The sequence below is a fragment of the Georgenia satyanarayanai genome, assembly GCF_900116375.1.
Lineage (GTDB): Bacteria > Actinomycetota > Actinomycetes > Actinomycetales > Actinomycetaceae > Oceanitalea > Oceanitalea nanhaiensis.
The window spans coordinates 124,393-145,930 of sequence record NZ_UETB01000007.1; the positions used below are offsets into that span (position 1 = coordinate 124,393).

Genomic DNA, 21,538 nt, shown 5'->3' on the forward strand with positions numbered 1-21,538 from the left:
CAAGCATCAGACAGCCCGGCGCTTGAGCTTGCGACGCTCCCGCTCCGAGAGGCCGCCCCAGATGCCGAAGCGCTCGTCGTTGGCGAGGGCGTACTCCAGGCACTCGGCGCGGACGTCGCACGAGGTGCACACACGCTTGGCCTCGCGGGTGGAGCCGCCCTTCTCCGGGAAGAAGGCCTCGGGGTCGGTCTGCGCGCACAGCGCACGCTCCTGCCACCCGAGCAGACCCTCGTCCGACACCTCGTCCAGGGCGTACAGTCCCTGCTGCGGGGCGGCCGCCGTGACTCCGGTCGTCAGCGGACCATCACCGAGAATGTTCCACACTGCTCTTCCCATCGTCGACCGGTCACTTGCCCTTCGATGAATTACACGCGTGTCATACGCCTTCCGTCAAGCGGAACGGTGCTATGAGGGCTTATTCACGCCGTCGCCGGGTCACACGCGTCCCACCGGCCTCACCGAGCGCGTTAGACGGACTCCTCGCGCTTCTTCCGCGCGAAGCGGGCGGGAAGGTCCGGGCCGTCCCAGACCTGGATCGCCCGCCAGATCGAGGCGGTCACGGGCACGGCCAGCACCGCCCCGGTGAGGCCGGCGAGGACGGTGCCGGCGGTGAGCGCCACGAGGATGACGAGGGGGTGCAGGCTCAAGGTTCTACCCATGACGATCGGCTGGAGGAGGTCCCCCTCGAGCTGGTTGACGCCGACGACGATCGCGACGACGACGAGCGCCTCCACCGGTCCCACGGCGACGAGGGCGACGAGCGCCGCGAAGATGCCGGCGATGGTCGCGCCGACGAGCGGCACGAACGCGCCGAGGAACACGACCACCGACAGCGGGATCGCCAGCGGCACGCCGACGATCGCCAGGCCGATGCCGATGGCGACGGCGTCGACCGCCGCGATGATCGCCGTGCCCCGCACGTACCCACCGAGCGTGCGGACCGTCGCGTCCCCCACGCGCTGGCCCCGCCGGTAGCGGTGGCCCTCGAAGGGGCGCAGGAGGAACTCCCAGAGCTTCGGGCCGTCCTTGAGGAAGAAGAACAGCACGACGATCATGATGAAGAAGCCGGCGATGAAGTCGACCGTCTGCGAGGCGCCGGCGATCGCGCCCGAGCCGACGGCGCTGGACTGCAGCAGGCCCGCGACGGACTCCTGAGCCGAGTCGATCTGCTCCTGGGTGATCTCGAAGGGCAGCCCCTGCACGTACTCCTGGAGCTCGGCGAAGCCCTCCAGCGCCTGGTCGCGCAGCTCGTCCCACTGGTCCACGACGGCGAGGGTCACCAGCCAGACCACACCACCGAGCACGGCGATGATCGCGACGAGCGCGATCCACGTCGCGAGGAGGGACGGCAGGCCCTTGCGCCGCAGGAAGGAGACGAGCGGGGAGATCGCGGCGGAGAGGACGAGCGCGATGAGCACCGGGATGACGACGAGCGTCAGCCGGGTGAGCACGAACACGAGGACGGCGAGGACCGCGGTGACGGCCAGCACCTGCAGGGAGCGGGTGCCGACCCGGCCGAAGCCGTCGGACCACAGGCCCGGGGCGGCGCGCCCGGCCGGCTCCGGCTCCTCGACGTGCTCGACGGCGTCAGCGACGCGCGCGGTGTCACGCGACCGTCGGCTCAGTGGACTCATGGTGCCCCTCCCGTGGGTGGTGCCGGCGGCCACGAGGGTACCGGCGGTGGGCGCGAGCCCCTCGCGCGAGGCACCCTCACAGCCGCCGACCAAGGTCCGCACAGCCTAACGACGCCGGAGCCCGGCCGCCCTCCCGCCGCAGGCGCGCCGCAGACTACGCTCAGGTCATGAGCATCGCGACGAAGGTGCTCGACCTCCTCACCGGGGACGAGCCCAACCAGCCCCGCCTGACCTGGTACGGCCCGGACGACGAGCGCGTCGAGCTGTCCGGCCGCGTCCTGGCCAACTGGGTCACCAAGGCCACCAACCTCCTCGTGGAGGAGGGGGAGGTCGCGCCCGGCTCGCGGGTGCTCCTCGACGTGCCCGTGCACTGGCGCGCCCTCGTGTGGGCGATGGCGACGTGGTGCGCCGGTGGTGAGCTCGTGCTCCCGGCGGAGGAGGACGACGTCTCCGGCGACGACACCGACGACGAGCCCGAGCTGCGTGACCTGGACGAGGACGAGGACCCGCTGGACGACGACGAGTCGGTCTTCGTGCCGGACGAGACGGCCGAGGAGCCGGACATCGCGGTGACCTCCCGACCGTCCGGCGCGCCGAGCGCGGGTCTCGTGCTCGTCGTCGCGCTGCCGGCGCTCGCCATGCACGTCGAGGAGCCGATCCCCGCGGGCGCCGTCGACGCCGCTGCGGCCCTCATGACCTACGGCGACCACCTCGGCCTCGTCCAGGAGCCCGGCGCCGGTGACGCCGCGCTCTCGGGTCCCGAGGTCGCTGGCTCGACCGGGGGGCCGGTGCCCTACGGCGAGCTCGCCGAGTGGTGCCGGGAGCAGACCCCGGCCTGCCACCGCGACGAGGAGCGTCCGCGCGTCCTGTGCGCGCCGCGCGACCACGTCGAGATGCTGGCGCACGCCGTCGCCGCCTGGCGCGCGGGCGGCTCCCTCGTGCTCCTCGGCGAGGACGTCGGCTCCAGCCGCTTCGACACGATCCAGGCCGCCGAGCGCGCCGCCGTGCGGTGCTGAGCCCCACACCGCCGCTCGTCTCGGTCATCATGCCGATGCACGACGCCGCGGCCTTCGTCGGCGCGGGGATCCGCTCGGTCCAGGCGCAGACCGTCCAGGAGTGGGAGCTCCTCGTCGTCGACGACTCCTCCAGCGACGACTCCCACGCCGTCGCGGAGCGCGCCGCGGCCACCGACCCCCGCGTGCGGGTGCTGCGCAACGACGGGCCGAGCGGGGCGGGCCCGACGCGCAACGTGGGGATCGACGCGGCACGAGGCCGCTACATCGCCTTCCTCGACAGCGACGACCTGTGGCTGCCGACCAAGCTCGAGCGGCAGCTCGCCCTCCTCGAGGTGTCCGGCGCCCCCCTCGTCTACAGCGCCTACTACAAGGTGGACGCGGACTTCTCCGGCGAGGCGGTCGACTTCGAGCCGAACGGGCGGGTCGTGCGCGCCCCGCTGCGGCTGGAGTACCACCACCTGCTGCGTCAGGACTACATCGGCTTCCTCACGGCCGTCTACGACACCCGGGCCCTCGGCAAGCGGCTGCTGCCCTCGATCGAGCGCCGGCAGGACTACGCCCTCATGCTCGCGATCCTCCGCGACGGGCACGTCGCCCGCGGGCTGGACGAGCCGCTGGCCCTCTACCGGGCCGGCCGCACCGGCTCCCTGTCGGCGAACAAGCTCGTCGCGGCGCGGTACAACTGGCACATCTACCGCCACGTCGAGGAGCTGCCCCTCCCGCGAGCGCTGTGGGCGTTCGGGAACTACGCCGTGCGGGCTGGGCTCAAGTACCTCATCTGACGGCAGTCGCGTCGGTGTCCGAGCCCTCAGCGGCGGGATCCTCATCCTCCGCCTCTGCGGACGCCGCGGCGACCGCGGCGTCGATGCGTGCCTGGATGCGCGCGGCGGACCGCCTGCGCGCCCTGACCACGAGGAGCGGGGCAGCGACGAGGAGGGCGAGCAGTACGAGCTGGGACCACGGCACCGTCCACACCCGGAACTCCACCGTGCCCGGCTCAAGGACCGCGGGCACCTCGTCCTCCCCCACACCCAGGGGCGTCGCGACGACCTCGCCGCGCCCGAGGAACAGCGGCCAGACCTCGATCTCACCGGTGCCGGCCGCGCTCTGACCGGGAAGCACCTCGCGGTGCTCGCCGGAGACCTCCCCGCCACCGACTCCGAAGAGCCCGGTGACCGTCGCGTCGACGTCGGCGCCCACCCGGACGTTGCCCGTGTTGTCCACGGTGTAGTCGACGGTGACCGTCCCGGGGGCGAAGGGGTTCCAGGACGGGGAGTAGGTGGCCTCGACCTCGGGCGTGACCTCGGCGAGCACCTCTCCAGCGACGCGCAGGTGGAGCCGGACCCCGACGCGCGAGCTCATCTGCAGCGAGGTGTCCCCGCCCTGCACGAGCTCGGCGACCACACCGGCCGGGTGGTCACCGGGGGTCGCCTCGGACGGGACGGTGATCTCCACGGGGACGACGGTGCTCGAGGAGGCCGGCGCCTCCAGCACGATGCCTCCGCCGTCGCGGGGCGTCGCGCCGTCGACCTCCCCTATCTCCACCCAGCTCCCCCCGTCCTGCGGCGGTGCCTCGGCGGGGAGGAGGTCGAAGTTCCCGTCGTCGTCGACGAGTCCGTCGCTGGCATAGACCGCGAAGGTGGCGTCGTGCGCGCTGAAGTTCGTCACGACGACGAAGTCCGAGACCGAGGTGCCGGCCTCGATCTCGTGACGCAGCGAGACCCGGCCGTCCGCGCCGTCCTCGCCAGCCGGCTCGAGCGCCCACGTCGTCCCGGCAGCGGCGTCGTCGGTGTCGGTCGCCGCCGGGAGCGCGGCCGCGGCGGGCAGGGCGGCGGCGCCGACGACGAGCGCACCGGTGGCCAGGAACCTGGAAAGACGGAGCACGGTCATCCTCGGAAGTGTAGGAGTCGGTGCAGGCGGGCGGGGCGGTTCCGCCCCGCCCGCCTGCGGGGTGGTCAGTCGACCGGGAACAGCGAGACGGTCACCCGCGCGCTGTAGTCACCCTCGGCGGAACCGACCGGCGCGTCGAGGACGAGCCGGGCGTCGAGCTCGGCGGTGCCGCGACGACCCTCGTTGGCGGCGGAGGCCAGGCGCGAGGGGGTGGACAGTCCGGTGCCGCCGTCGACCGCGGTGGCCTGGGCCGGTCCGGCGCTGACGCCCTCACGTGGGCTCAGCACACGGGGGATCCAGCCGAGGTGCTCGGCCCCGATGACGTCGGAGTCCGACACGAAGTCCGAGGACTGGCCGGACGCGACCCATCCCCCGCCCCCCGCCTGCTCGGCGTTGCGGGCGTCGGTGACGGTCACCGTCGGCAGGTCACCGGTGTAGCGCCAGCGGTCCGGGCGCTCGCCCGCGGGCGTGAGCTCCACGCCGTCGCCGTAGTCGCCGACGGTGAGGGTGAGGGAACCGGGCTTGTCGACGATCGAGACGTCCACCGGGATGCCGTCGGCGTCGCTGGGACCGCCGCTCCCGGACAGCGCGCGCTGCCACACGATGAGGTCCTCGACCTTGTCCTCGAGGCCGGCGACACCCGCGTCCGCGGCCCCGACGCGGGCCTGGAGGAGCGAGGCCAGCGCGCCGTCGTGGTCGCCCCCGGCCGCCGCACCCTTGGCGGAGGCGAGGAGCGCCGCGATGGCCGCCTTGGCGTCGGCGTCCCCGGCGGTGTCGCCGGCGATGATCGCCTCGACCTCGGGGAAGGTCACGCAGTCGCCACCGCCGGAGACGAGGCCGGCCGACCACTCGATGCCGGAGAGCACGTGGCCGAGCCACAGCGGGTCCTGCCACGACGCGTCGGTGTGGCCGGCGCCGCTGTACCAGGAGCGGCCACCCTCGAAGTTCTGGCACCAGGCGATCGGGTGGTCCTCACCCATCGCACCGAATCCCGGGTTGTAGGTGGACTCGTCGAGCGTCATGAGGACGTGGACGTCCTCGCGGGGGTTGACGGTGTAGTTGTACCACTCGTCGAAGCGGGACCACTCCACGGGCAGACCGTCGGTCGAGGGGTGCGCCGGGTTCTCCACGCGCATCGTCGCCTGCTGCTGCTGCGGGTGGTTGCGGAACCGGGCGCCGCCACCGGTCAGCTCGCTGTACCAGGGCACCGTGTGGAGGGTGTCCGTCGCGGCGTGCAGGCCCACGAAGCCGCCGCCGCCACGGATGTACCCCTGGAAGGCGGCGACCTCGGCGTCGTCGAGCAGCCGGGGGCGGGCCGGGTCCATGTTGTTCGTGCCGTCGACCGGGGAGTTGAAGATGATCGCGGAGTACTTCGACAGGTCCTCGGCCGAGGTGAACGGGGTCGACTCGAGGGTGAGGTCCGACTGTGCGGGGTCCCAGACGTCGACGTCGAAGCCGTGCTCCTCGCCGAGCGCGATGAGGGCGTTGGTGGTCGGGACGATGTGGGAGTGGCGGAACCCGAGCGTCTTGCCGACCACCAGCACCTGGTAGTCCTCGGCGGGCTCCTCGCCGGGAGTGTCGGCCGTCGCTGACGGGGCGACGACACCTGCTCCCAGGGCGACTGCGGCGGTGATGACCGCCGCGCGTACTCGTGAGACGTTCTGCTTCATTGCAGACCTTTCGTGTGGGCGGGTTGCCGCTGCCCGAGGCTCGTCATTAAGTTTCGCGCAACGACATTATTGCGTTCGTCACACTACTGATGTGGTGACCCGTGCGTCAACGTTCTGTCCACGGGCTGACCGAAGACGGGTGACGCCTCAGCGGCGAGCGGCGCCGCGGAGGGCTGCGACGAAGTCGTCGCTGACGGTGGCCCAGTCGTAGCGCTCGCGCGCGGCCCTTCGTCCCGCCGCGCCCAGGTCGGCCGCACGCCCCGGCGCCGCGCGCAGGGCGAGGACGGCGTCGGCGGCCGCGGCAGGGTCCGCGAAGGGGACGACGACGCCGGAACCCGCCGTCGTGACGACGTCACGGGCCAGCGGCAGCGGGGTGGTGACGACCGGGACGCCGTGAGCCATGTACTCGAGCACCTTGGTCGGCATGCTGTGGCGGTAGTTGGGCAGGTCCTGCAGGAGCGACAGGCCGGCGAGCGCGCCGTCGAGGAGCTCGCCGGCACGGTCGTTGGGGACGAAGCCGTGCCAGTGCACGTCGCCGCGCTCGTGCGCCTCCCGGACGAGCGCCTCGGCGGGGCCGTGCGCGGGCCCGACCACGTGGGTGGTCAGGGCGCCGGCGGTGCGTTCCCGGAGGAGGCGGCCCGTCTCGACCACCTCCAGCGCGCCGCGCTCGAGGGTGATGCTCCCGAGGTAGACCGCCCGGTCGGTCCCGGGCACCGGGGCGTCGGCGGGCACCGGCACCGTGTTCGGCACGACGACGTGCTCGCGGGTGAAGCGCTTCCGGTAGCCGTACTCGGCGAGCAGGAGCGTGAGGCGTCGCTCCGCCCACCGCTCCGCGCGGCGCACCAGGCCGGCGGCCACGGCACGGGCGGGACGGGGCAGCCAGGGCTTGGCCACGACCGCGGCGGCGGTGTCCTCATGGACGTCCCACACGGCTCTGGGGCGCAGCGAGCGGGGAACGGCGAGGAGGAGCTCGGGGTCGTGGACGAGGACGACGTCGTGCGCCCTGCCCAGCCCGCGCACGAGACGGCGGGCGTCCCGGAGGGCGCGGAGCCGGCGTCGACCGGTCGCCCGGGGCACGTCGACGCAGTGCAGGCGGCCCGCACCGTGCGTCGCGTCCGGCGGCACCGGAAGGTCGTAGCCCCTGAACGGGGCGGCGTAGGTGACGTCCCACCCGGCTGCGAGCAGTGCCGGGACCTGCCGGTGGCGGATGCGCGCGTCCTGCGGGTGGTGCACGACCGTGACCACCAGGACCGACGGCCGCTGCGACGTCATCGCGGGGCGTCCTCCGCCGAGGTGGTGCCGGCGTCCGGCGCGGGCTTCTCGGCCGGCGCGGGGTTCTCGGCCGGTGACGGATTCTCGGCCGATGCCGGCTTGTCGGCCGGTGCGGGCTTGGTGGCCGCGGACTTCTCGGCAGCAGGTGCCGACGCCCCAGCGGGGGTCTTCGTGGCCGGGGCCTTGGGGGCGGGCTTCTTGGCTCCCGCCTTCTTCGGACTTGTCTTGGACCGGGCCGCCTGGTAGGCGTCGCAGACCTCGTTCGCCGGGCCGTCCATGACGAGGCGGCCCTTGTCGAGCCACAGGGCGCGGTCGCACATGGCACGGACGGTGGAGTCGCTGTGGCTGACGAGGAACACGGTCCCCGCCGCCTCGCGGATCTCGGCCACCCGCTCGCGGCTGCGCGCCTGGAACTCGGCGTCACCGGTGGCGAGGGCCTCGTCGATCATGAGGATGTCGGGCACCGCCGCCGTGGAGATCGCGAAGCGCAAGCGTGCCGCCATGCCCGAGGAGTAGGCCTTCATCGGCAGGTCGATGTAGTCCTCGACCCCGGCGAAGGAGACGATGTCGTCCATCTTCTCGCGCACCTGCTTGGGCGTGAGCCCGAGCGCCTGGCCGCCGATCATGACGTTGCGCTCGCCGCTCAGCTCGCGCATGAGCACGGCGTTGACCCCGAGCAGGGCCGGCGTGCCGGCCGTGTAGATCTCCCCGTTGGTGGGCGGGATCAGGCCTGCCAGCGCGCGCAGCAGTGTGCTCTTGCCCGAGCCGTTGCGTCCGACGATGCCGATGGACTCGCCGTGGTAGGCGACGAAGGAGACGTCCTTGACCGCGTGCACCTCACGCACGCCACCGATGGACCCGCGGCCCTTGAGGAGGCGCTTGAGGCTCGCGTTGCCCGGCGCCCCGCTCACGGTGCCCATCTTCTTCGCCCCGTAGACGCGGTAGATGACGTCGACGTGCGAGGAGATGAGGGAGGGGACGCGCTCGTCAGTTACGGCCATAGGTCGCCTCTGCCCGCCAGAAGAAGATGAACCCGACGACCGGGAGGACGATCGCCCACCCGAGCGCCACGTACCACGTCGTCGCGTTGAAGGGCGTGCCCGACAGCAGGGACTGGCGGACGATGTCGAGGACGACGGCGAAGGGCTGGTAGAGCATGACCGTCCCCACCAGGCCGTGGCCGGCGAAGGCGGTGATGCTGAAGAAGACGCCGGAGACGTAGCGCAGCAGCCGCACCACGAGGGTGATGAGGTTGCGCAGGTCCCGCGAGCTGTGGACGATCCGCGCGACGATGAGCGAGATGCCCGCGTTGATCGCGAGGATGAGGAGCATCGCCACGGGGAAGAGCAGCCAGTGGACGGTGAGCGGCTCCCCCGTCACGAGGACGAGGACGAGGATGACGGCCACGGATGGCAGGAAGGCGATGAACTCCGTCAGCGTCACCGACAGCGGCAGCACGGCGCGTGGGAAACGCAGCGACCGGACGAGGCTGAGGTTCCCCGAGATGGCCTTCGACGCCGAGGTCATCGTGCCGGCGCTGTACATGAAGACGAGCAGGCCGATGACGAGGAAGCCGACGTAGTTGTCGACGCCGTCCTTGAGGTCCAGCAGCTGACCGAAGATGAGGAAGTACGCGCCGGCGAGGAGGAGTGGGTTGAGCACGCCCCACAGCTGGCCGAGGTAGTTGTCCTGGTTCCGCGCGTAGGACTGCGCGGAGGACAGCGTCCACAGGAAGCGGCGCTGCGCCCACGTCTGCTTGAGGTAGCGCCCCAGTCGGGGCCGGACCCCGCCTCGCTCGAGTCCGTACTTGGCGGCGACCTGCGCCGCGGCGTCCGGCGACAGGGGGGAGTCCCCCCCTGTCGCCGGTGCGGGTGCCGTCACAGACGCTGGACCGTCGGGCTCTCGGCGGCGACGCCGCGCGTGTCGAAGAAGCGCTTGGACGCGCCGGCCAGCGCCTCGATGTCGTAGTCGCGGTGGTGCTGCAGGAGCATGACGAGGTCCGCGTTCGCGATCGCCTCGTCCAGGTCGGCCACACGCTCGGTCACCGAGCCGTTGGTGCGCCACTGCTCCACGTGCGGGTCGTGGAACACCACCGCGGCACCCTTCTCGCGCAGGTGCTTGGCCACCGGCACGGCCGGCGACTCACGCTGGTCGGCGATGTTCGGCTTGTAGGTGACACCGAGCAGGAGCACGGTCGCCCCCTTCATCGCCTTGCCGTCCTCGTTGAGGATGTCCTGCGCCCGCTTGACGACGTAGGACGGCATCGTCGCGTTGATCTCCTGCGCGAGCTCGACGAACCGGAAGGGGTAGCCCAGGCGCGCCCGCACGTTGTAGGACAGGTAGTTCGGGTCGATCGGGATGCAGTGGCCCCCCACGCCCGGGCCGGGGTAGAAGGCCTGGAAGCCGAAGGGCTTGGTCTTCGCCGCGTCGATGACGTCCCACAGGTCGATGTCCAGCTCGTGGCAGAACCGGGCCATCTCGTTGACCAGCGCGATGTTGATGTGGCGGTAGGTGTTCTCCAGCAGCTTGGCCATCTCGGCCTCGCGGGTGCCCTTGGTGCGCACCACCGTGTCCACCACCCGCCCGTAGAACGCGGCCGCAGCCTCGGTCGACTCCGGGCTCACCCCACCCACGACCTTCGGGGTGTTCTTCGCGCCGAACTTCTCGTTGCCCGGGTCGATGCGCTCGGGGGAGAACGCCAGGTGGAAGTCGGTGCCGGCCTTGAGGCCACCGGCCTCGAGCAACGGCTGCACGATCTCCTCGGTCGTCCCGGGGTACGTCGTGGACTCCAGCACCACGACCTGCCCCGGCTGGAGGTGACGGGCGATGTCGCCCACCGCGGCCCGCACCGGGCCCAGGTCCGGGCCACCGTCCTCGGCCAGCGGGGTGGGCACGCAGATGACGATGTGCTTCGCCTCGGCCAGCACCGACGCGTCGGTCGTCGCGGCGAAGCCGCGCGAGACGAGGTCGGCGACCTGCTCGTCGGACAGGTCGTCGATGTGCGACACGCCCCCGTTGAGCCCGTCCACCACACCCCGGTTGACGTCGTAACCACGCACCGACATCCCGGCGTGGACCGCCTCGAACACCAGCGGCAACCCCACGTACCCCAGCCCCACAACGGCAAGGTCCACGGTCATGTGCAACTCCAAGTCGTCTCGCACGTTCCGGAGCGAACCTGCCGCCCGCACCGTGGCACGCCGCGGGTCACCCGCGTGTGCCGATCTGCGACAAGCATCGTACACGCGCGCTCCGGGGCATCCAGCGGGCCCTAGTACCCAGGAGCGTGGGGGTCGTCACGCTGCCGCGGAGGCGTCCTGCTCGGGGATCTCCCGGACCTCCTCGCTCGTCCGCAGCTCCTGCCGGCCCCGCCGGTAGGGTTGTCCGGCCAACACCGAACCGAGGGGGATCCACCGTGCGTCTGTCCAGGAAGCGACTCGCTGTGCTCGCGGTCGGTGTAGCGGTCCTCGCCGTGTGCGTGGCGTCCGTCCTCGGTGCCTGGCAGGTCGCGGTCGTGGTGCTGGCGCTCCTCCAGGGCGCCACGCTCCTCCTCGTGATGCGGCACGGGCGAGCACCGGTGGTCCGTCAGCTCAAGGCCGCCCGCCGCCAGGAGCGGGCGCTGCGCCGAGTCTCGGAGACGCTCACCGAGACCTCCCAGACGCTGGCGACGACGAACCGCCACATCGCCAACCTGGACGCCCGGCTCACTGCGGCACAGGAGAGCACCCGCGTCCAGCTGGCCGACCTCACCGAGCGAGTGCGTCCGGCCGACTGACGGATCAGCCCGCGAGCGCACCGAGCACGACGTCCGCGATACGCTCGCCCGCCCTGCCGTCCCACAGCGGCGGCACCGGCCACGTGTCGAGTCGTCCTGCGGCCAGGGTCCGGCGGACCTCGTCCGCCAGCGTGTGCCGGGTGACGAGCCTGTTGGTGCCGTGGGTGATGGTGACAGGGCGCTCGGTGTTGGGACGCAGCGTGAGGCACGGGACACCGAGGATCGTCGTCTCCTCCTGGACCCCGCCCGAGTCGGTGACCACCGCCGCCGCCCCGCGCACCAGGCCCATGAACTCGAGGTACCCGAGGGGCTCGACGACGTGCACCCCGCCGTGGTCGAGCAGACCCGCCGACTCCAGCCGCCCCCGCCCCCGCGGGTGCAGCGGGATGACCACGGGCGCCTGGTCGGCCACGCGGTGCACGGCCTGGACGAGCTCGACGACGTCCTCGTGCCGGTCGACGTTGCCGGGCCGGTGGAGCGTCGCGGCGATGTAGGGCGTGGTGACGCCGAAGCGGTCGCGGGCGGTGCCGGCGTCGAACCGGTCGAGGTTGCGAAGCAGGGTGTCGATCATCGGGTTGCCCACGAAGTGGATCCTCGCGGGATCGACACCCTCGTTGCCGAGGTGCGCCACGGCGTCGACGCTCGTCGTCAGGAGCAGGTTGGAGAGTCGGTCCGTGACGAGACGGTTGACCTCCTCCGGCATCGACATGTCGAAGCTGCGCAGGCCGGCCTCGACGTGGGCCACGGGGATCCCCATCTTCACGGCGACGAGCGTGGCCGCGACCGTGGAGTTGACGTCACCGTAGACGACCACCATGTCCGGCCGGCGCTCCTCGAAAAGCGGCTCGAGGGCCGTCATGATCGCCGCCGTCTGCGCGCCGTGACTGCCGGACCCCACTCCCAGGTTGACGTCGGGTCGCGGGATGCCGAGCTGGCGGAAGAACACGTCCGACATCGCGTCGTCGTAGTGCTGGCCGGTGTGGACGAGGAGCTGCTCCACACCCCTCTCCGCCAGTGCCTCGAGCACGGGGGCGCACTTGGGGAAGTTCGGGCGAGCGCCCGTGACGTGCAGGACAAGATGCGGCATACCGAGAACCTCTGTGTCGATGGACGAGCGGCCGAACCGGCCCCGGAGCAGGGCTCCTGGGGAGGGTATCGTTGTCGCCCATGGCATCCGTTCCCCGACTCGACCACGGGGCGCCGAGCCCCCTGCCCGGAGCCGACGTCCTGGCCGAGGGGGCGCTGGCCCAGCTCGGTGCCATGCACGCCAGGCTCGAGGAAGCCGTCGCCCAGGCGGAGCGGCAGCTGCCCCTGTCCCAGCGGCTGCGCCGAGGGTGGCGCCGAGCCCGCCGCAACGGCGCTCGCGTCCACCTCTACCCCGCGGCGTTCTCCCGCGGGTACCGCAGTGTGCGCCGGCACGCCGTCGCCAAGGCCGACCTCCGCACGCTCGCCGAGCTGGTGGCAGAGGGCCGCTACGCGGAGGCGACGGCGCTCGGCACGGCGCTCCTGCCCGAACGCGGCGACGACGCCGAGTTCCTCGACACGGCCCTGGAGGCCTTCACCCGGACCGGCGCACTGACGTCCCAGATCGCCGCCGTCCGCGCCAAGCGGGCACGGGCGGACACCGCCACCCTGGCCCGGCAGGAGGCCAAGCTCGTCGGCAAGCTCCACGAGCTCGAGCCGGCATGGCTGCCCGACGTGCCCACGCCGGCGGCACCGCCGGCTGCCGAGCCCGGCCGGGTGCTGCACCTGCTCAAGGTCTCCATGCCCTACCGGCAGAGCGGCTACACGATGCGCAGCCACTACGTCATCGAGAGCCAGCGCGCCGTGGGGCTGGAGCCGGTGGGCGTCACCGCCCTCGGCTTCCCCGAGGGGGAGGAGGCACCCCGGACCGAGATCGTCGACGGCACCACGTTCCACCGGCTGCCGGCACCGAAGAACGTCGTGACCGGTCTGCCCGACGTCTACCTCGAGAAGTACGCCACCGCCGTCGCCGAACGCATGCCCGAGATCCGCCCGTCGGTCATCCACGCCCACTCGGGCCACCGCGGCTTCGAGACCGCCGTCGTGGCCCTCGCCCTCGGTCGTGCCTACGACGTGCCCGTGGTCTACGAGGTGCGCGGGTTCTTCGAGTCGCTGTGGAGCGGTGACACCGCCTGGAACGAGCGCGGCGAGACCTACGCCCGGCGCATCGCCCGCGAGACGTGGTGCATGAACCAGGCGGACGCAGTCGTCACGCTCAGCGAGTCGATGAAGGCGGACATCGTGGCGCGGGGCGTTCCTGCCGACAAGGTCGCGGTCGTCCCCAACGGCGTCAACACCGACCAGTTCCACCCGCGTGAGCGGTCGACGGCGCTCGTGGAGAGGTGGGGCCTGCAGGACTCCTTCGTCTTCGGGTACGTGAGCAACCTCGACCACCGCCGCGAGGGGCACGAGCTTCTCGTCCGCGCCGCGGCACGGCTCCGCGAACGTGGCGTGCCCGCGGTCGCGATGATCATCGGTGACGGACGCCGCCGCGCCGAGCTCGAGCGGATCGCCGCCGACGAGGGCGTCGAGGGCTCGGTGATCTTCACGGGGAAGGTGCCCCACACGGAGGTCCTCGACTACTACCGCCTTCTCGACGTGTTCGTCGTGCCCCGGATCGACGAGCGCGCCGCGCGGCTCGTCACCCCGCTCAAGCCCTTCGAGGCCATGGCCGCGCAGGTGCCCGTCGTCGTCTCCGACCTCCCTGCGCTCCAGGAGATCACCGGCGACGGCGAGCGCGGCTGGTCCTTCCGCACAGGCGACGCGGACTCGCTCGCGGACGCGCTCGCGGCACTGCACGCGGACCCGGGTGGCCGCGACACTCTCGCCGGACGCGGGCGTGACTGGGTCGTCGCCGAGCGGCAGTGGGTGAGCAACGGGCGGCGGTACGCCGATCTGTACGAGCGGATCCGTCCGGCCGGTGCATGACTGACGCCGACCACCCGGGCTTCTCCTTCGCGACGGAGCTCGCCTCCTCCCTCAACGCCCCCAGCAGCCCGGGTCGGATGGCCGCCTACGTGCTCCGCACCCGCAGCCGAGTAGGCCTGGACGTCATGGCGCGTGCCGCGAGCGACGGCGCCATGGACGCGGCGACGATCCTCGGCACGGCCGAGGACGGGCGGCCGCTCCCGGGAGGAACGTCCGCGCCGTGGGTGCGCCACCTCGCGCGCGTCCTGGCCCTGCTCACGCCGGAGACCGCCCGCAGCGCCACGGCTCTCTTCGAGGCCGCCGCAGACCTCGAAGGGCTCGAGGACTTCGAGGTCGAGAACGCCGACGTCTTCGCCCAGGTCCTGCTCCGGACGCACCAGCTCGACCGGCTCGACGAGCTGCTCGACCACCTGCCCCTCTCCCCCGCGGTGCGCCGGTCCGTGCGCAGCGACCGGCTCAACCCGTTCCTCACGGGTGGGGGGACCGTCGAGGCCTGGCTCGGTGCGTTCAACGAGATGTTCACGGCCGACGGGCTCGAGCCCGTGGAGCTGGCGGACCCGACGGCCGGCACCCCGTTCGAGCGGTTGCGGAGCCTCGCCCCTGCGCTGCGCTACGAGGGCGAGCTCGTCTCCGTCGTCATGCCGGTCTACCGGCCCGACAACGGCATCCTCACCGCCGTCCGGTCGGTGCTCGCCCAGACGTGGACGAACGTCGAGATGATCGTCGTCGACGACGCCTCGCCGCCCGAGTTCGACGACGTCCTCGCGCAGGTGGCCGGGCTCGATGACCGGGTGCGGGTCGTCCACCTACCGGAGAACGGTGGCACCTACCAGGCGCGCAACCGGGGCCTGGCCGAGGCACGCGGCACCTTCGTCACCTTCCAGGACGCCGACGACTGGTCCCACCCCCGGCGGATCGAGCGCCAGGTCGCCCCGCTCGTCGCGGACCCTGCGCTGCTGGCCACCCGGAGTCGCGCCGTCCGTGCCTACCCCGATCTCAGCCTCACCTACCCCGGGTACTCGCCCGAACGGCTCAACGCCTCCTCGCTGCTCTTCCGCCGCACGTCGGTCCTCCAGCGGCTCGGCGGCTTCGACGCCGTCCGGAAGTCCGCGGACATCGAGTTCCCCCAGCGCCTGCGGGCCGTGGTGCGCGACAGTCTCCTGGACATGGACGGCGCTCCGCTGGCCGTCGTCCAGCTGCGGCACGACTCCCTCTCGCGGGCCGACGCGACACCCGGGTGGATCCGCTGGTCGCGCATCGCCTACCGGAACGCCTACCAGCAGTGGCACAAGTCCATCCGGTCCGGGCGCGCCTCCGCGACGCTCGGCCCGACGCGCCCCTTCCCGCTCCCGGAGACGTCATGGGCGCCCGAGCGGCGGGAGGTCGAGCCGCAACGCGTCGACGTCGTCGTGGTCAACGACTGGCGCGCCCGACGGCCCGGTCTGCGCCGTCGGCTCAACGAGCTCACCCTCATGCAGCAGTCGGGCCTGCGGGTGGCCGTCGCACACGTCGAGACACCTCTCCCGCTCGCCACGCGTCGCGCTCCCCTCGCACCGGCGCTCCAGCGCCTCCTCAACGCGGGGACCGTGCCTCTGGTCCATCTCAGCCAGGACGTCGCGGCCAGGCTCCTGTACGTGGCACACCCGGACGTCGCCCAGTTCCTGCCCGACACCGCGGAGCTCGGCGCCGAGGCCGTGGTCGTCGAGCTGGCGACCGCGGACGACCCCGTGCCCGACCTGGACCCCACACCTCGCCCCACCGTCGCCGAGTGCCAGGCACAGGTGCAGCGCACCTTCGGGCTGACGGCGCAGTGGCTGGCGCGCGACGACGCGGCGCACGCCGAGCTCACCGCGGTCGACGGCGCGGCGCTGGTGCCGGTCCGTCCCCCGCTCGCCGTAGCCTCCCCGCACCTGCGCGCCTCCCGTCGCCCAGCCGGGCGCCGGCCTGTCGTCGGCGCGCAGCCGGTCGAGCTGCTCGCGGAGAGCCTCGGCACCTGGGACGCCGTGCTGGAGGCGTTCCCCGACGACGACGCCCTCGACGTCCGGCACCGCGGGGACGCCCGAGCGGTCCAGCGGTCACTCGGCAAGCGGACCCTGCCCCCGAACTGGCTGGTCTACGCCCCCGCGGAGGTCACCGTCCGGGACTACCTGGCGCAGCTCGACGTCCTCGTCCTCCCGCTCCCCGCGCCGCTGCCCCTGAGCGCCCGGCAGTCCGTCGTCGAGGCGATGGCTGCCGGCTGCCCCGTCGTGCTGGACCCGTCGACCGCGCACGAGTTCGGTGACGCCGCGCTCTACGCGACCCCCGAGGAGTGCGTGCGCACCGTCGAAGGGCTGTACGCGAGCCCGGACGTGCAGGCCGGTCAGATCCGGCGCGGGCGGGAGCACGCCGACCGCCTCCACGGGACGTTCCGCACCGAGCTCGACCGTCTCATCGACGTCTCGTCCACCGGCACCGTGCCGTCCCGCCCCGGGACGCACAGCGGCGGGACCAGCAGAGGCGAGCACACGTAGCCCGATCCCGCGCTCGCCCGCAGCGACGGGGTGCCGGACCCTCGGGCGGTGGGACCGCCCGAGGGTCCGTCGACCGACGCCACCCTCGCGACCCCTGACCAGCGCGTTCTCGCCGCCCGGTACAGTCGTGGCAGGCGTCCCGCCCGTCATCACCCGTCGTCTACGGAGGTCCCCACGTGCGGCTCACGAGCCTGGTTCGCCGGATCCCACCGATCGCCCGGCGCGACGCCCAGCTCAAGGAGCTCAAGCGCCGCAACCGCACGCTGCAGCAGGAGGTCGCCAAGCTGGGTGGCCGCGTCCCCCGGGCGAACAACCCCGAGCCGGACGAGCTGGACTACGGCAGCCTCGCCGACCAGGCAGAGGTCGTGCGCGCCGGCGGCCTCTTCGACGAGGCGTGGTACCGCGAGCAGGTTCCCGGCGCCGCCGACGCGCTCCAGCACTACCTGACCGACGGCTACCGCGAGGGCCGCTCCCCCCACCCGTGCTTCGACGCCGACTGGTACGTCGAGCAGCCGCAGACCCCCGACACCCTCCGCGGGCCCGCGCTCGTCCACTACCTCCGGGTCGGCGCGCGGGCGCGGGTGTCCCCGCACCCCGGCTTCCGGGCCGACCACTACGCCAAGGCCCACGCCGACGCGGTCCGTCACCCGGGCGGCCCGCTCGGCCACTTCCTCGCCGGGCACGAGGCACCGCCCGTGGCGGTGCGCGACCTGCCGGAGCTCACCTCCCCCGGTGCGTTCCTCGAGGCCGCGCGCGAGGCGTCCCGCAGCATCCTGGCCACCCGCGGGTACGAGCACCTGCCGCGAGAGGCGGGCTCCTTCGACACCGCGGCCGAGGCGGCCTTCAAGGCGGGGCTGCGCTCCACGCCGCTCACCGAGGAGCCCCTCGTCAGCGTCATCCTGCCGAGCAAGGACCGCGCCACCGTCCTGCCCACGTCGATCCAGTCGGTCCTCGACCAGACCTACACGCGCTGGGAGCTCGTCGTCGTCGACGACGGCAGCCGGGACGGCACCCCCGAGGCCCTCGTGCCCTTCCTGCGCGATCCGCGCGTGCGCCTGGTCACCCACGAGACGAACCGTGGCGTGGCAGCCGCACGCAACACCGGCCTGGCCGCCGCGACCGGTGACTACGTCGCCTTCCTCGACTCCGACAACACGTGGGAGCCGGACTTCCTCGAGCTCATGGTGCGCTTCGTGCAGCGCGAGGGGCTGCGCGCCGCCTACGCGATGTCGGGGCTGGAGGAGCAGGGCGGCAAGGAGCGCCGCCGCTTCCGCGGGATGCCGTACTCCCGCGAGGCGCTGCTGGAGCGCAACTACATCGACTGCATCGTCATCCTGCACGAGCGCGGCCTGCTCGAGGAGGTCGGCACCTTCGACGAGTCCCTGCGCCGCAACGTCGACTGGGACTACCTCATCCGCCTCGCCCGGGCCACCGACTTCGGCTTCGCCCCCTTCATCGCCACGCGCTACGACCTGTGGGAGACGGGCACCGACCGGATCACCACCGACGAGCTCGCCAGCTACCGCTACCTCATCCGCCAGCGCAGCCTCGTCGACTGGGACGCCGCCCGCGCCGCCGAGCGCGACCCGGGGCTCACCTCCGTCGTCGTCGTCGCCAACGAGGAGCCGGCCACGGTCGTGACGACGGTCCGGCGCCTGCTGCGCACCGCGGAGCGGGCGGTCGAGGTCGTCGTCGTCGACAGCCGCCTGGAGGCCGGGGACGCCACCCGGCTCCAGCTCAGCCTGTGGTCCGAGCCGCGGGCCCGCGTCGTGCGGCTGAGCCAGGAGCTGCCGATGGAGGTGGCCCGGAACGTCGGTGCCTGCGCAGCGCGTGGCGGCACTCTCGTCTTCCTCCCCGAGGCGCTGTGGCCCGAGCCCGGCTGGGACGCCCCGCTCGTCGACGCGCTCGAGGGGCACAGCGCCGTCCAGCCGCTCGTGCTCGCCCGCGAGGGCACCGTGTGGTCGGCCGGCGCGCTGCGCACGCGGGACGGCAACGCCGCCCCGCTGCTCGCCGGCCTGGCCGGGGACGCCCCCGAGCTGCGCCGCACCCGCGAGGTCCCTGCCGTCACGCCCCTCGCCGTGGCGGTGCGGGCCACCGACTTCCTCGCCGTCGAGGGCTTCGACCCGCTCTTCGTCCAGGACCACGTCGGCCCGGACCTGTCCGTGCGGCTCGCGCGCCGGACCGGGCGGCCCAGCGGGCTCGCCGGCACCAGCGTCGTCGCCCTCACCACCGACGAGCTGCCGCGCACCCGCGCCTCCCGGTTCGTCTCGGCCGCCGACAACGAGCACCGCCTCGCGCAGGGGTGGGACGCCGCCGAGCCGGCGGACCTCGCCGGCTATGCGGTCGCCGGCTTCACCCGCGACGCCGACGAGCGCCTGCGTGCCCTCCTCGTCCACGACCGTCCCGAGCGCCCGCTGCGCTGGGCGATCAAGATCGGAGCGCCCGACGTGCCCCGGCGCGCGCGGTGGGGCGACTGGCACTTCGCCGTCGCCCTGCGCGACTCGCTGGAGCGCCTGGGCCACGAGGTGACGATCGACTGCCGCGACGCGTGGTACCGCGACACCGCCCACCTCGATGACGTCACCCTCGTCCTGCGCGGGCGCGGCCCCTACCGGGTCAACCCCGCCCACGTGAACCTCATCTGGGTGATCAGCCACCCCGACGAGGTCACCGTCTCCGAGCTGCGCGAGTTCGACGCCGTCTTCGGCGCCTCCCCACGCTGGTGCGAGCGGGTGAGCCGCAGGCTCGACGAGCCCGCCGTCCCGCTCCTCCAGTGCACCGACCACCGCCGCTTCGCCCCCGGCCCGCCCGACACCGAGCGCGTCCACGAGGTGCTCGCCGTCGCCAACGCCCGCGGCCCGCGCCCCGCCGTCGCGGCCGCGCTCGACGGCGGGATCGTCCCCGCCGTCTACGGCTACCGCTGGAAGGGGCTGCTCCCTCCCGGCGCGTGGAAGGGCGAGAACGTGCCCAACGACGAGCTGCCCGGCGTGTACCGGGCCGCCGGCGTCGTCCTCAACGACCACTGGGAGGACATGCGCCGCGACGGGCTGCTGTCCAACCGCCTCTTCGACCTCGCCGCCTGCGAGGCCCGCTTCGTCAGCGACCACCTGCCCGAGATCCCCGAGGTGCTCGGCGACGCGGTCCCCACCTACCGGGACCCCGCCGACCTGCCCGCCCTCGTGCGCGACGTCCTCGCCGACAGCCCCGAGCGCCAGCGGGCGCGCCGCGAGCTCGGTGAGCTCGTCCGGCGGGACCACACCTTCGACGCCCGCGCGCGGCAGATCGCCGAGCGGGTGGCCGAGCTGCGGAAGGAGCGCGTGTCATGACTCAGCACACGGTGACCGGCCAGCAGTGGCGGGACCTGCCCGTCCCCGCCCTCGGCGAGCTGGAGCCGACGCTCCGCGTGTGCGTCGTCATCCCGGCCCGCGACTGCCAGGAGGACCTCGACCGGACGCTCGCCGCCCTCGGCCGGCAGTCCTACCCCGCCGAGCTCACCGAGGTCGTCGTCGTCGACGACGCCTCCCCGGTCCCGCTGACGGTCCCCGACCTCGCTCCGGCGGGTGCCCGGGTGCTTCGGGTCGACGAGGCCCAGGAGCACGGCTCCGGGCGCGCCCGTGACCGCGGGGCACGGAGCACCGAGGCGGACGTCGTCCTCTTCCTCGACGCCGACATGGTCGTCAGCTCCACCCACCTCGAGGCGCACGCCCGCTGGCACCACCTCACCCCGCACGCCGTCGTCCTCGGCCGCAAGCGCTTCGTCGACTTCGACGGGATCACCCCGCAGGACGTCGCCGCAGCCGTCGCCGGGTCCGGGCTGCCGGCCCTGCTCGAGGGGCGCCCGAGCAAGCGCCACGGCTGGCAGGAGGTCTTCGTCAAGGAGCGCGGCCAGCTGACCACCGACGTCGAGGACACCTTCGTCGCCGTCGTCGGCGCGGACGTGTCCGTGAGCCGCGAGCTCTACCTGCGCTCCGGCGGCTTCGCCTCCCTCGGGCTGCGCGGCATCGTCGACACCGAGTTCGGCTACCGCGCCTTCACCTCCGGCGGCGTCGTCATCCCCGACTGGGAGACCGACGCCTACCACCAGGGCGCCCGCAGCTTCACCTCCAAGGGCGACCAGATCAAGCGCGAGCGCACCGGCCTGGCGGCCAACCTGCTCCCCATCCCGCTGTTCCGGCCGCAGAACACCGGCCGGCAGTGGACGGTGCCGGGGGCGCACGTCGTCGTCGAGACCGACGGCGCGGCGCCCGAGGACGTCCAGGTCACCACCGACAGCCTGCTCGCCTCCGGGCACACCGACCTCGCGGTCACGCTGCCCGGCGCGGCCACGCTGCCCCGCTGGCTGCACGACTACTTCGCCGCCGACGGCCGGGTCACCTTCACCGACGACGCCCCGGCCTCGGGGTACCCCTCCCCCGTGACCGCGCGGGTGAGCGCGGGCCTCGTGCTCGACCGTGCGGCCCTGGGCCGGGCGCTGGAGGCGGTCCGCGAGGGCGGCGGCGTGCGCGCCGAGGTCGCTCCCGGCCGTCACCTCACGGTCGAGACGACCCGCGCGGTGCTGCGCCGCGCCCACGCCACCGGAGAGGGCACCGTGCCCGCGCCCGTGGCGGTGAGCCCCGAGTCGCTCGGTGTGGTCCCCGCCGTCTTCCACGTGACCGCGCAGGGGATGATCGCGCTCGGTGAGAAGCCGGCAGCACCGGCCGCGAAGGCCGCACCCGCGGCCAAGCCGGTGCCTGCGAGTGCCCGCGTCCGACGGGTGCTCGGCAGGGTCAGGCGGAGGCTGACCGCCGGCCGCTGACCCGCCCGGAGCACCACGGCGGCC

16 protein-coding genes are annotated in these 21,538 nt (G+C 73.1%); 7 read left to right on the plus strand and 9 right to left on the minus strand.

What is annotated here, in order from left to right:
• Positions 1 to 6: 6 nt before the first annotated feature.
• Together DSZ44_RS11020 and DSZ44_RS11025 are read right to left on the minus strand one after the other, a co-directional pair.
• A complete protein-coding gene (locus DSZ44_RS11020; RefSeq protein WP_110852681.1) occupies positions 7 to 324 on the minus strand; it encodes a WhiB family transcriptional regulator in 318 nt (105 codons plus the stop codon).
• 143 nt (positions 325 to 467) lie between these two features.
• The gene (locus tag DSZ44_RS11025) at positions 468 to 1,634 is read right to left on the minus strand and encodes an AI-2E family transporter (protein ID WP_110852725.1); all 1,167 of its coding nucleotides are present in this window, start codon (positions 1,632 to 1,634) and stop codon (positions 468 to 470) included.
• Between the two features lie 167 nt (positions 1,635 to 1,801).
• Between DSZ44_RS11025 and DSZ44_RS11030 the strand changes: the two genes are divergently transcribed.
• Positions 1,802 to 2,650 carry a TIGR03089 family protein gene (locus tag DSZ44_RS11030; protein ID WP_110852682.1) on the plus strand — a complete coding sequence of 283 codons (849 nt, stop codon included), beginning with the start codon at positions 1,802 to 1,804 and terminating at the stop codon, positions 2,648 to 2,650.
• A complete protein-coding gene (locus tag DSZ44_RS11035; RefSeq protein ID WP_220035168.1) occupies positions 2,644 to 3,432 on the plus strand; it encodes a glycosyltransferase family 2 protein in 789 nt (262 codons plus the stop codon). Before DSZ44_RS11030 ends, DSZ44_RS11035 begins: the two co-directional genes overlap by 7 nt.
• Here the strand turns inward: DSZ44_RS11035 and DSZ44_RS11040 are convergent.
• The 6 genes from DSZ44_RS11040 to DSZ44_RS11065 all read right to left on the minus strand — a co-directional run bounded on the left by DSZ44_RS11040 (position 3,425) and on the right by DSZ44_RS11065 (position 10,622).
• Positions 3,425 to 4,540 carry a COG1470 family protein gene (locus DSZ44_RS11040; protein ID WP_110852683.1) on the minus strand — a complete coding sequence of 372 codons (1,116 nt, stop codon included), beginning with the start codon at positions 4,538 to 4,540 and terminating at the stop codon, positions 3,425 to 3,427. The genes DSZ44_RS11035 and DSZ44_RS11040 overlap by 8 nt on opposite strands.
• A gap of 65 nt (positions 4,541 to 4,605) precedes the next feature.
• On the minus strand, positions 4,606 to 6,210 hold the full coding sequence (locus tag DSZ44_RS11045; RefSeq protein WP_110852684.1) for a ThuA domain-containing protein: 1,605 nt from the start codon (positions 6,208 to 6,210) through the stop codon (positions 4,606 to 4,608).
• Positions 6,211 to 6,357: 147 nt separating this feature from the next.
• Positions 6,358 to 7,482 (minus strand): glycosyltransferase, encoded by a 1,125-nt coding sequence (locus DSZ44_RS11050; protein ID WP_110852685.1) that lies wholly within the window; start codon positions 7,480 to 7,482, stop codon positions 6,358 to 6,360.
• Complete coding sequence (locus DSZ44_RS11055) at positions 7,479 to 8,483, minus strand: ABC transporter ATP-binding protein (RefSeq protein WP_110852686.1); 1,005 nt, start codon at positions 8,481 to 8,483, stop codon at positions 7,479 to 7,481. Before DSZ44_RS11055 ends, DSZ44_RS11050 begins: the two co-directional genes overlap by 4 nt.
• A complete protein-coding gene (locus tag DSZ44_RS11060; RefSeq protein ID WP_110852687.1) occupies positions 8,470 to 9,363 on the minus strand; it encodes an ABC transporter permease in 894 nt (297 codons plus the stop codon). The genes DSZ44_RS11055 and DSZ44_RS11060 overlap by 14 nt, the downstream gene beginning before the upstream one ends.
• Positions 9,360 to 10,622 carry a nucleotide sugar dehydrogenase gene (locus tag DSZ44_RS11065; protein ID WP_110852688.1) on the minus strand — a complete coding sequence of 421 codons (1,263 nt, stop codon included), beginning with the start codon at positions 10,620 to 10,622 and terminating at the stop codon, positions 9,360 to 9,362. Before DSZ44_RS11065 ends, DSZ44_RS11060 begins: the two co-directional genes overlap by 4 nt.
• Positions 10,623 to 10,897: 275 nt before the next feature.
• On the opposite strand from DSZ44_RS11065, the gene DSZ44_RS11070 reads away from it, so the two are divergent.
• A complete protein-coding gene (locus DSZ44_RS11070; protein WP_146237527.1) occupies positions 10,898 to 11,257 on the plus strand; it encodes a hypothetical protein in 360 nt (119 codons plus the stop codon).
• A 4-nt stretch (positions 11,258 to 11,261) separates the two neighbouring features.
• Here DSZ44_RS11070 and wecB read toward each other — a convergent pair whose 3' ends face one another.
• Complete coding sequence (gene wecB, locus DSZ44_RS11075) at positions 11,262 to 12,344, minus strand: non-hydrolyzing UDP-N-acetylglucosamine 2-epimerase (protein ID WP_110852690.1); 1,083 nt, start codon at positions 12,342 to 12,344, stop codon at positions 11,262 to 11,264.
• A gap of 80 nt (positions 12,345 to 12,424) precedes the next feature.
• Between wecB and DSZ44_RS11080 the strand changes: the two genes are divergently transcribed.
• From DSZ44_RS11080 to DSZ44_RS11095, 4 genes are all read left to right on the plus strand, one after another.
• A complete protein-coding gene (locus DSZ44_RS11080; RefSeq protein ID WP_110852691.1) occupies positions 12,425 to 14,209 on the plus strand; it encodes a glycosyltransferase family 4 protein in 1,785 nt (594 codons plus the stop codon).
• Positions 14,206 to 16,719, plus strand: a complete 2,514-nt coding sequence (locus tag DSZ44_RS11085) for a glycosyltransferase family 2 protein (RefSeq protein WP_110852692.1) — start codon at positions 14,206 to 14,208, stop codon at positions 16,717 to 16,719. Before DSZ44_RS11080 ends, DSZ44_RS11085 begins: the two co-directional genes overlap by 4 nt.
• Positions 16,720 to 16,895: 176 nt before the next feature.
• Positions 16,896 to 20,045: a glycosyltransferase gene (locus tag DSZ44_RS11090; RefSeq protein WP_110852693.1), complete on the plus strand. Its 3,150-nt coding sequence runs from the start codon at positions 16,896 to 16,898 to the stop codon at positions 20,043 to 20,045.
• Complete coding sequence (locus DSZ44_RS11095) at positions 20,042 to 21,514, plus strand: glycosyltransferase family A protein (protein ID WP_110852694.1); 1,473 nt, start codon at positions 20,042 to 20,044, stop codon at positions 21,512 to 21,514. The genes DSZ44_RS11090 and DSZ44_RS11095 overlap by 4 nt, the downstream gene beginning before the upstream one ends.
• Positions 21,515 to 21,538: the final 24 nt, after the last annotated feature.